Consider the following 10,957-nt stretch of genomic DNA (forward strand, 5'->3'; position numbering starts at 1 on the left):
CTTCCACCATATTGATGCGCTACCGTATTCCTACCGTCACCGGTTATGGCGGGCAAAATCGCCCTCTTTATATCACGCTACCGCCACGCTCCGGACACAGCTCCAGATCTCCCAAAACAAAAAGCACACATGTCGACAGGAAGGACAAAGTCCGGTTCTGCCGTACCGAGGCAACCGTCGGTGGTGCAGCCCAGGGGCTTCCCTCTTCCCCGGCGCTGGGACACAATAGCCGGCACCTCTCAGGCCACGGAACACGCGCCCATGAAAACCAACCTGATCACCCGTGCCGGCTGGCACAAGCTGGACGACGAGCTCAAGCACCTGTGGAAGGTGGAACGGCCGGCGGTGACCCAGGCGGTGTCGGAAGCCGCCGCCCTGGGCGACCGCAGCGAAAACGCCGAATACATCTACGGCAAGAAGCGGCTGCGGGAAATCGACCGCCGCGTGCGCTACCTGATGAAGCGGCTGGAGGCGGTGAAAATCGTCGACCACGACCCGCGCCAGAACGGCAAGGTGTTCTTCGGCGCCTGGGTCGAGCTGGAAAACGAAGAGGGCGAAACGGTGCGCTACCGCATCGTCGGCCCCGACGAGATCGACACCAAGAACAACCACATCACCATCGACTCGCCCATGGCCCGGGCGCTGATCGGCAAGCAGGTGGACGACGAGGTGCGGGTAAACACCCCCTCGGGCGTCCGGGAGTGGTACATCAACCACATTAGATACAGCCCCTTCGAAGACTGATTTTTGACTGCTCCCTCCCTGAAGGAAGAGGATTCCCAATTCACCGAGAACCGGACACGGAGACTGGCCCCATGCCACTTACGTTCTCTCCAAGGGCTAACACCGCCAGCCCGGCGGCTTTAATGTTGACCGCGGCATTGATGTCGCGGTCGTGTTCGGTGGCGCATTCGGGGCAGGTCCAGGCACGCACCGACAGCGGCAGGCTGTCCACCACCTGCCCACAACAGGAGCAGCGCTTGCTGGACGGATACCACGGGGCGATGGCGACCAGTTGCCGTCCGGCCCACTCCGCCTTGTACCCCAGTTGGCGCACCAACTCGCCCCAGCCGGCATCGCTGATGGACTTGGCCAAGGTTGGATTACGCACCATGTTCTTCACTTTGAGGGATTCGACGCAGACCACTTGGTTCTCGTTAATCAGTCTGCGGGACAACTTGTGCAAGCCGTCCATCCGGCAATCGGCGATTTTGGCGTGAATGCGGGCCACCTTCTGCCGGGCCTTGGCGCGGTTCCTGGAGCCGAGTTTCTTCCTGCTCATATGCCGCTGTGCCTTGGCCAGCCTGGCCGCGTACTTCGACGTATGGCGGGGATTGCCGGTTCGATGCCCGTCGCTGGTAACGAACAGGTCTTTCAGGCCGAGGTCAATGCCCACCATTTTTGGCGTGATGGGCAAGGTCTCGGGATGGAACTCGCACAGGCAACTCACGAAGTAGCGGCCTGCCGAGTCCTTGGACACGGTGACGGTGCTGGGCTCGCCGGGCAGCTCACGGCTCCAGCGGACAACCAGCGGCTCCTTGCACTTGGCGAGGAACAGTTGGCGATCTTGGTACTTGAATGCCGAGCGGGTAAACTCCGCCGACTGACGATGCCGCTTGCGCTTGAACGTGGGATAGTTGGCCCGTCCTTCAAAGAAGTTCTTGAAGGCCGTCTGCTGGTGGCGAAGGCATTGCTGCAATGGCACCGAGCTGACCTCGTTGAGAAAGACCGCCTCGGGCGTTTTCTTCAGTCGAGTCAGGAAGGCGTTGGCCGCAAGGTAGTTTATCTTTTCCTTGCGCTGCTGGAACGCCTCGGAGCGATGGCGCAGCACCGAGTTGTAGACAAAACGCACACAGCCAAAGGTCCGAGCCAACAGCTGTTCCTGCTCGGGACTGGGGTAAAACCGGTACTTATAGGCGCGTTTCATCATACGCTCAGCGTAGTTAAATACTGTATAGATAGCCAGTTAAAAGGAGAAAGCGAGAACAGGGCAGCCTGACGGCTGCGCGCTATCCCTCCTCGCCCTGAAGGGCGGGGTTTCTCGCGCAAAAACTGATGACCAATATCAACCAATTACTGGCGCAGGAACTGACCGTTGCGCAAGCCCAGGTAGACGCCGCCGTGCGCCTGCTGGACGAAGGCGCCACCGTGCCCTTTATCGCCCGTTACCGCAAGGAAGTGACCGGCGGCCTGGACGACACCCAGCTGCGCAACCTGGACAGCCGCCTGGGCTACCTGCGCGAGCTGGAAGACAGGCGCGCCGTCATCCTCAAGTCCGTCGACGAACAGGGCAAGCTCACCGCGGCGCTCAGGGCCGAGCTGCTGGCCGCCGATACCAAGACCCGGCTGGAAGACCTCTACCTGCCCTACAAGCCCAAACGCCGCACCAAGGGGCAGATTGCCATCGAGGCCGGGCTGGAACCCCTGGCCGACGCCCTGTTCAACGACCCGGGCCAGGATCCGCAGCGGCTGGCCGAGGGCTATATCAAGGCCGATGCCGGCATAAACGACGCCAAATCGGCGCTGGACGGCGCCAAATACATACTGATGGAGCGCTTCGCCGAGCAGGCGGATCTGCTGGAGGCGGTGCGCCGCCATATGTGGCAGCACGCCCTGCTGCAGGCGCGGGTGATCGCCGGCCAGGAGCAAGGCGGCGCCAAGTTCAAGGACTACTTCGAGCACCAGGAGCCCATAAGCCGGGTGCCCTCCCACCGGCTGCTGGCCATGCTGCGCGGCCGCAACGAAGGGGTGCTGAGCTTAAGCCTGGTGGTGGAAACCGAGGCCGACAGCCACCCCTGCGAGGGCATTATCGCCCGCTTGGTGGGCTGGCGGAACCAGGGCCGCGCCGCCGACCAATGGCTGGCCGGGGTGATCGGCTGGACCTGGCGGGTGAAGCTCTCGCTGCAGATGGAAACCGAGCTGCTGGGCCAGGCCCGGGAGCAGGCGGAGGAAGAAGCCATCCGGGTGTTTGCCCTTAACCTGCAGGATCTGCTGATGGCCGCCCCCGCCGGCGCCCGGGTGACCATGGGCCTGGATCCGGGCATCCGCACCGGGGTCAAGGTGGTGGTGGTGGACGGCACCGGCAAGCTGCTGGAGCAGGCCACCGTCTATCCCTTTGAGCCGCACAAAAAGGTGGAGCAGAGCCTGCGCACCCTGGGCGAGCTGTGCCGCCGCCACCAGGTGAGCCTGGTGAGCATCGGCAACGGCACCGCCTCCCGCGAGACCGAGCGGCTGGTGGAGCAGCTGATGAAGCAGGCGCCCGAGCTCAAGCTGCAGAAGGTGGTGGTGAGCGAGGCCGGCGCCTCGGTCTATTCCGCCTCGGAACTAGCCGCCAACGAATTCCCGGATCTGGACGTGTCCCTGCGCGGCGCCGTCTCCATCGCCCGCCGGCTGCAGGACCCGCTGGCCGAGCTGGTGAAGATCGATCCCAAGAGCATCGGCGTGGGCCAGTACCAGCACGACGTGTCCCAGACCCAGCTGGCCCGCAAGCTGGAGGCGGTGGTGGAAGACTGCGTGAACGCCGTGGGGGTGGACGTGAACATGGCCTCGGCGCCGCTGCTGGCGCGGGTGTCGGGCCTGACCCCGGCCCTGGCCCAGAACATAGTGGCCTTTCGCGACGAGCAGGGCGCCTTTGCCGAGCGCAAGCAGCTGCTGAAGGTGCCGCGCCTGGGGCCCAAGGCCTTCGAACAGTGCGCCGGCTTTTTGCGCATCCGCGAGGGCAAGAACCCGCTCGACGCCTCCGCCGTGCACCCCGAGGCCTACCCGGTGGTGGAGCGCATTCTGGCCAAACTGCAACAGCCGGTGAACGGCCTTATCGGCAACAGCGGCCTGCTCAAGACCCTGGACGCCCGCGACTACACCGACGAGCACTTCGGCCTGCCCACGGTGCAGGACATTTTGAAGGAGCTGGACAAGCCGGGCCGGGATCCGCGCCCCGAGTTCAAGACCGCCCGCTTTATGGACGGGGTGGAAAAACCTTCGGACCTGATCCCGGACATGGTGCTCGAAGGAGTGGTGACCAACGTCACCAACTTCGGCGCCTTTGTCGACATAGGCGTGCACCAGGACGGCCTGGTGCATATCTCGGTGCTGACCGACCGCTTTATCAAGGATCCGCGGGAAGTGGTAAAGGCCGGCGATATCGTCAAGGTGAAGGTGCTGGAGGTGGACCTGCAGCGCAACCGCATCGCCCTGACCATGCGCCTGGAGCAGAGCGCCGCCGACCAGGCCGGCGGCAAGCCGCGCCGGGACGAGCGCAGCCAGAGCAGCCGGGGAACCGGCGGCAACAAGGGCCAGACCGGCAACCGCCCCGCCCGCCGCGAGCAGCCCGCCCCCCAGGGCGCCATGGGCGCCGCATTGGCCGCCGCCCTGCAGAAGAAAAAGTAATAAAAAGACCCGGGGCAACCCGGGCCATTACAAACTGTCGCCCCCGCGAAGGCGGGGGTCCATAAACCGGGGCACAGTTCCAACGTCCGGCCAAATACTTCAACCCACACGTAAACCGGTCATTTATCAACCAATCATCACCCCAAACCAACAAAAACCACACCACCGTCTAGACCCTGTTGGCACCTGCCGCTAAGCTGCCTTTTACAGCATATGGGGCGCTGTAACCCAAGGGCGGTAGCGTGCCTTTGAGAAATTTGCCATTACCCTCATTCCTGGCTGACATTGCCGGCCAATAACAACGAAAGTGGGCTCTTAACGGCATTGCCACCCTGCTTAAGGACATGGGTATAAATTTGCGTGGTTTTAACATCCGAGTGCCCCAGCTGCTCCTGTACGGTACGAATATCCACACCCGCCTCCAATAAATGCGTGGCAAAACTATGGCGCAGCGTATGGCAGGTAACATTCTTGCGGATCTTCGCATTTCGGGCTGCAAGCTTAATCGCCCGGCGTAAGGTGGTTTCATCAAGGTGATGGCGGCGCAACAGCCTGGATTCTGGATCTAGGCTTAACTGATGCGAAGGGAACAGATAGTGCCAGCCCAGTTGACCGGGAGCACTTGGATATTTTCTCGCCAAGGCGTGGGGCAACCAGACACCTGCATAATCGGCGGTCTCTTTATCTTGTTGGTAATACTGCTCTACCAAGTGAATTTGCCCATGCAGTGCCGGCACAAGTTCACCCGCCAAGGTAACTCGACGATTTTTATTGCCTTTCCCTTGCCAGATCAATACAGACAAATAGTCAAAATCGATATCCTGCACCCGGAGTCGAATTGCTTCCATTAAACGCAAGCCACTACCATAGAGAAGCTGGGCCAGCAATTTGTAACGCAGATCAACCAACGCCAACAGGGCTTGAACTTCGGCACGAGTCAATACGACCGGTAATTTTTGTGGAGTATGAGACTTGTTAAAATGCAGATCTTGGGACAGTGGCCGCTGTATGATATGACGATACAAAAAACTCAAGGAGTTTAATGCTGTTGCCTGGGTTTTCACCGCAACATGGCGTTGATTAGATAAATATGACAGAAACTGTTCAACTTCAGCATCACCCAGCTGGTTCGGGTGTCGCTTATCATGGAATAGAATAAAAAACCTAATCCAATATAGATAAGTATCTATCGTTCGCTTGGCATATCGCCTGGACAGCATAAATTCACGCAGGTACTCAAAAAATGGTGAAGCCATGATGACCCCCTCCACACATTACTGTATAAATAAACAGCAGTTGTGATTGAGTGATTTTGCCACATACTCAAAGGCCACATGCACGATATTTCTACCGAGATCCGGGAGTGAGCAATAAATGATAACTATTATCAATGAGTTAAAAGATCTATCCCATGTCTTCTTTCTGGATAGAAGGCGAGACGCATGTTCAAAAATCGGGCATCATGCCTTCTATTAAATTGTTAGCTTAAACAAACAGGAGAAAATTGTGGCAATTATTGTAGATACGACATCACCATCTGATCTATTGAAGAAAATCAAAAAGGCGATTGATGATGGAAAGGTTCGCTCATGGTCATATGATGATGACGGTGATTTTACCCATGACTCTGAGCAATGGAAAAACAAGGCTTGGCTAAGGCCAAAGGTTTATAACGGAGAATTGCGATTTGGCATCTTGAAGCAAAAGGATGTTAATTTAGAAAAGCAGGTTTACGGGCTTTATCATGGTCGGTTTATAGATATGCTTCTCACCCATTTCGACGACTATTTTATAACGGCGTTGGCAACAGCCGGAAAGACAGAGCCTGACAGCTTCTAATCAATGCTAACAAATCTATGAGCGCGACAAGCACGTGATGGCGGCGTTAGCTCTACGAAAAAGGAGAATCTATGCAACAATTAGCGCTTATTCCACGCGTTGAAGAAGGAGCATCATTCCGCAAAGAATTGGTGATGGCTACATAAGTGCGACGGCGCTATGTCAGTCCGTAGGCAAGCGTTACTCTGATTATCGAGCATTAAAATCAACAAATGAATTCATTGTTGAGCTAGTAAACCAGACTGGGCTGCAGGAGGCGCAGCTTATTCATATTATTAGCGGTGGCAATCCTGGCTTACAGGGAACTTGGGTTCATCCTTACCTTGCTATTAACTTGGCTCAGTGGCTATCGCCTAAATTCGCGGTAAAAGTCTCGCAGTGGGTTGTAGAATGGCAACAAGGGCGCGCTAAAGCTGTCATGCCAGTGCATATTGAAAGATATATGCAAAACCGCGCGAAAGTTCCCTACACGCATTTCTCTATGCTTAATGAGCTTACTCTTAATCTGATTGCCCCATTAGAGCAGGCGGGGTATACCCTTCCTCAAGAAATGGTTCCTGATATTTCTGAAGGAAGATTGTTTTGCAAATGGCTCAGGGAATCCAGAGGTATAGAGCCGAACGAGTTTCCTACATATCCTCATGAATACCCCGACGGGAGAGTTGTGCAAGCAAAACTTTACCCTATTGAGCTATACGAAGATTTTAGACGGCATTTTAATGAGGTCTGGCTTCAGCAACATGCACCAAGGTATTTTGGGCAGAGAGATCAACAAGCGTTGACATTTGTCACCACTCTATTGTTGCCGTCTGCATAAAGCTAACAATCCAATGCACACGGAGCCAGCTACGTTGCGCAATTTTTGTGGTATCGCTTCGCTCTTTTACCACAAAAATAGCTAAACTCCGCCGGCTCGGTGATTGGGGCGTTAAAGGCCTTGCTGCGGTGTTCATTGGCTTGGTAGTTGGCACTGACTTCGGTGGTTGTCTGTAGGCTGAAAACAACCCTCAGTGCTGCAACGGTTTTGCCAACCAATTTGGAGTTTAGGTCCCGGGGCAATCCGGCGCATCCATCGGGCAACCTCCGCTTATTCAGTGTTCTGGTTCCTGGCGCCATGGGTCAATTTGGTACAAGGTATCGGGGAGTCGGCATTCCGCATTGGGTGCCCAAATAAATCGAGGGGTAAACGGCCCTTAACCAAGCCAGTCACGGCGACGGCTACTGCATTGCGGCTGCGCCTCCATTCCGTAGCCGCGCGTGCTGAGCGGCGTTAAGGCTATACGTGGATTTAAATTAAGAAATTAGTATGAGTGATATCATTGATTTACAAGAATTGGCGCCTGCTTTGGCCAAGCCATACGTTGTTACTAGATCAACGCTAGGCGCAACAACGAAAGTAGTTGATGAACAATTTTTTTGCACACCTAAAGAACTGCATCGGCTTTACGATTCTATAGGTGAAAAAATTGTAAACTTCAAACCAACGAAGGCTGGATTTCAGTACCTAATTAGCTTTACTGATAACACTCATTACGAGAACAATAACATTGGATCGCTCGAAGGTGTCGTTAGTAATTCTGGTAAAAAAACTGATAAGCTTATTTTAAATTGGGTTATTGGCCATGAACTTGATGGTGTTGAAAATGAGATGTCAGTAACGGTAAGAATTTCCAACCCGTTAAATCCCTTTGTAATGCTTCAGGCTGCAATGTCAAAAGATCATTCTGAAGCAGATAATTTGGAGCTTGACGGAGGTGCAGTTTCTATTTCAATTCATGGTGCAACGCAAACTACGGCAGAAGAAATATTTTCTATCGTTTCTAGATGGGCGGATAGCTGCCCACAACCGGTTAGTATTACCGGGTTGAATAATTTTATTTATGAACATGAAAATAAAATTTCGTTTGTAAATTTTTGGATTTTTCCATTACTTTTTAGTCTTTGCGCATATGTTTACTTGGTGAGGTCCTCTCAAGAAACTGTAATGGAGCTTGCTTTCCTAGCTTTTGTTGGCTTTATGACTATTCGAACTGGGGCTCAACATCTCAATGGCAATATCAGAGATTGGGCTAGAAGCAGCAGAAGATTTAGCATGTTTATGCTCACAGGAGGGGATGAGAATCAGCAGACCAAAATCGCTGCAAGATCAAGAAATAGTTCAATTAAATTGTTCGTTTCAGTAGGAATATCCTTTCTTCTTAATGTAGCGGCCGGTACGGTGGTAGCATTATATATCCAGCCTTAACAATCGCAGGCAGTATGCTCCGGCCCTTCGGGCCTCCGCGGGCGTTATGCAAGAATACATTCGAGCCCCATATGAGTTTATCAAGAGTAGAAAAAATTGAGTGGCTGGTAAGCAATCTTGAAGAGATTTCAAAGTCTTATTTCATTAGCAAGGCTATCAACCAACACATTATAAGTTTAGATTTCGGGTTCGAGGCTTTTGCGCCTTATAGGCATCTTTGTAATGTACTTGTCGCTGATGTAGTAATTCGATGGTGCAAAGTATTCGGAACAGACAACGAAGAAATGCATTGGAAAAAACTTATCAATGAAGCTGACTTGGTGGCCTTTAGAGCAGATCTGTTTTCTTCAGCTAATGTGTCGCAAGAAGAGTACAGCGCTTACTGGCGCCAAATGAAAGAAGTTAGAGACTCCGTATGTGCTCATTTTAATTATGAATATGTAGGCAAAGAAATCCCCCATTTTGAAAAAGCTATTGATAGCGCTTCGGCAGCCCATTCATACTTTGTTAACGTACTCATTAAATTAGGTGTTAAGCGGTCTAAGTTTGATCTAAAGCAATTTGGTCTACTCTCATCAGAAGGTTTCATTAAAAAAATTAGGTAATGCATAATCAGGTAGCCGAGGGTTTCTAACCCTCAGCCCCCACAACACCCTGCATGCGGGTCCGCACAGGGCGTTTCACTTGGAATGGTGAAGCTTGATCCATCCATCACGCAACGCATATAAACCCTGGGCTTTCAGGTAGGCGTTGTTCAGCGCTTCCTGTATTCCCGGTGTCTTTGAACTGCGCCATGGGCCTTTGCTGGTGATGCCACACGCCACTGCCGACTGTACGCGTACGCCGAGTTTCGTCAGTTGCCGTACCTTGGTACGTGGCTTGCGCCACTGACGCCAGTACGCCATCCGTACCCGACGCCGGATCCAGTTATCCAGATCGACGCAGAGTTGATAGCAATTGGCGATGCCAAAATAGTTTCTCCAGCCCCGCAGGTACTGGCTGACTTTGAACAACCGATAACGCATCGATACGCCCCAGTTGCGGTTCGTTAACCGTCGAACCTGCTGCTTGAACTTCAGCAGGGTTTTTGGATGCCACTGAATGCGTCCGGCCCGGAAGGTGAACCCCAGGAACTGGCTTTCAGTGGTGTTAACGACACGGCTTTTGGTTGGGTTGACCACCAGTTTCAGACGGTGTTGCAGGAAGTGGCCGATGCTGCGCAGCACCCGCTCGCCGGCACGCCGACTCTTCACCAGAATGGTAAAGTCGTCGGCATAGCGGGCGAACCGGTGGCCGCGTTTCTCCAGCTCTTTGTCCAGCGGATCGAGCATGATGTTGGCCAGCAGGGGAGACAGTGGTCCACCCTGTGGCACCCCTTCTCGACTCTCGTGATGGCGCTGGTTGTCGACAACCCCGGCTCGCAGGTAGCGGCCAATCAGATCCAGTAAACGTTTATCCTGGATCTTGCGGCCAAGACAGGACATCAGTAGGTCGTGATTGACCCGGTCGAAGAACGTCGACAGGTCAACATCCACGGCGAAGCGCCGTCCTTCCTTGATGATGCCCTGTACCTGCTTCACCGCCTGCTGCCCATTGCGACCCGGACGGAATCCAAAGCTGTGCTCCGAGAAGCCGGGATCGAAAATGGGCGTGAGAACCTGGGCGATGGCCAGCTGGATCACGCGGTCGATAACGGTGGGGATCCCCAGTGGGCGTTTGCCGCCATCCGGTTTGTCGATCTCTACCCGCCGAACCGGAGACGGCCGATACCGACCGGTTTCCAGTTCGGTGACCACGCTTTTCCAGTGACCGGATTTGGCCCAGGCGGGGAACGCCTCGATGGTCATGCCATCGATACCCGGCGCCCCCTTGTTGGCTCTGTCGAACACGGGCCCATGCAGCTTGCAGGTTTGCCCGCTGCAAGACGCGCTCGAACAGATCGTGGCTAAAGGCTGGCTTCGGGTCATGACGCTGAGTCACGTCATTGCCGGGCGGCATTCGTGTATTCAAGTCTGACAAGGCTCCTCCTCCTTTGTTCTAGGTGTTCAGGCCTTCACTCTGTCCCGGCCATTACGCCCGGGCCTTTGGCTACTATGCCGTCTGCTGACTTCTGCTTAATCACCCGACGGGTTACCCCGCAGGGCGCTATCGGTGGTCATCGGTTTTGCTCGTACAGGTTGATGGGGCCTGCACGCCGGGCCTGTTGAAACCAGTGGCCAGACTGGGGTGTTGTTGACACGATCGCGGGTTAAGCAGATCTCCCCGGATAAGAACATGGACCTTCGCTGCACAACCGCCACATTTACTTTGCTCCTGAACCAGCGGACTTCGTCTTCTTGTGCAGACTCGTCCCAGAGCTAAGCCTCGTATGTGATTTCTGTTCGTCGGCTCGCAGCTTTGCGCTCGGGCTTCCTTCAGACCCTACCTCGTGGCAGAGCCCTTGCCTTCGGCTAGTAGTTATCGTTCAATGGATGAAAGTGAAGGAAA

Annotated in this window: 9 protein-coding genes; 6 read left to right on the forward strand and 3 right to left on the reverse strand. The window is 54.6% G+C overall.

Translation table 11 applies throughout. The features are described 5' to 3' along the window. Positions 1-261 precede the first annotated feature (261 nt). On the forward strand, positions 262-744 hold the full coding sequence (gene greB, locus C7H85_RS13660) for a transcription elongation factor GreB (RefSeq protein WP_106730254.1): 483 nt from the start codon (positions 262-264) through the stop codon (positions 742-744). Between the two features lie 40 nt (positions 745-784). Here the strand turns inward: greB and C7H85_RS13665 are convergent, their stop codons facing one another. Next, entirely contained in the window at positions 785-1,927 is a 1,143-nt protein-coding gene (locus tag C7H85_RS13665) for an RNA-guided endonuclease InsQ/TnpB family protein (RefSeq protein ID WP_245879669.1), read from the reverse strand. Between the two features lie 128 nt (positions 1,928-2,055). Between C7H85_RS13665 and C7H85_RS13670 the strand changes: the two genes are divergently transcribed. Further along, positions 2,056-4,386, forward strand: a complete 2,331-nt coding sequence (locus C7H85_RS13670) for a Tex family protein (RefSeq protein WP_106730256.1) — start codon at positions 2,056-2,058, stop codon at positions 4,384-4,386. Between the two features lie 269 nt (positions 4,387-4,655). Here the strand turns inward: C7H85_RS13670 and C7H85_RS13675 are convergent, their stop codons facing one another. Further along, positions 4,656-5,642, reverse strand: a complete 987-nt coding sequence (locus C7H85_RS13675; RefSeq protein ID WP_106730257.1) for an integron integrase — start codon at positions 5,640-5,642, stop codon at positions 4,656-4,658. 250 nt (positions 5,643-5,892) lie between these two features. Between C7H85_RS13675 and C7H85_RS13680 the strand changes: the two genes are divergently transcribed. The 4 genes from C7H85_RS13680 (at position 5,893) to C7H85_RS19605 (ending at position 9,075) form a co-directional block, all read left to right on the forward strand. Beyond that, positions 5,893-6,225 (forward strand): hypothetical protein, encoded by a 333-nt coding sequence (locus C7H85_RS13680; RefSeq protein WP_106730258.1) that lies wholly within the window; start codon positions 5,893-5,895, stop codon positions 6,223-6,225. Between the two features lie 115 nt (positions 6,226-6,340). Further along, positions 6,341-7,042 carry a KilA-N domain-containing protein gene (locus C7H85_RS20375; RefSeq protein ID WP_483887916.1) on the forward strand — a complete coding sequence of 234 codons (702 nt, stop codon included), beginning with the start codon at positions 6,341-6,343 and terminating at the stop codon, positions 7,040-7,042. A gap of 489 nt (positions 7,043-7,531) precedes the next feature. Further along, complete coding sequence (locus C7H85_RS19600; RefSeq protein WP_146140462.1) at positions 7,532-8,470, forward strand: hypothetical protein; 939 nt, start codon at positions 7,532-7,534, stop codon at positions 8,468-8,470. 71 nt (positions 8,471-8,541) lie between these two features. Continuing rightward, positions 8,542-9,075 (forward strand): hypothetical protein, encoded by a 534-nt coding sequence (locus C7H85_RS19605; protein WP_146140463.1) that lies wholly within the window; start codon positions 8,542-8,544, stop codon positions 9,073-9,075. 75 nt (positions 9,076-9,150) lie between these two features. Here the strand turns inward: C7H85_RS19605 and ltrA are convergent, their stop codons facing one another. After that, positions 9,151-10,437, reverse strand: a complete 1,287-nt coding sequence (gene ltrA, locus C7H85_RS13690) for a group II intron reverse transcriptase/maturase (RefSeq protein ID WP_425445074.1) — start codon at positions 10,435-10,437, stop codon at positions 9,151-9,153. Positions 10,438-10,957: the final 520 nt, after the last annotated feature.

It is taken from the genome of Zobellella endophytica (assembly GCF_003012775.1).
Classification (GTDB): Bacteria; Pseudomonadota; Gammaproteobacteria; order Enterobacterales; family Aeromonadaceae; genus Oceanimonas; species Oceanimonas endophytica.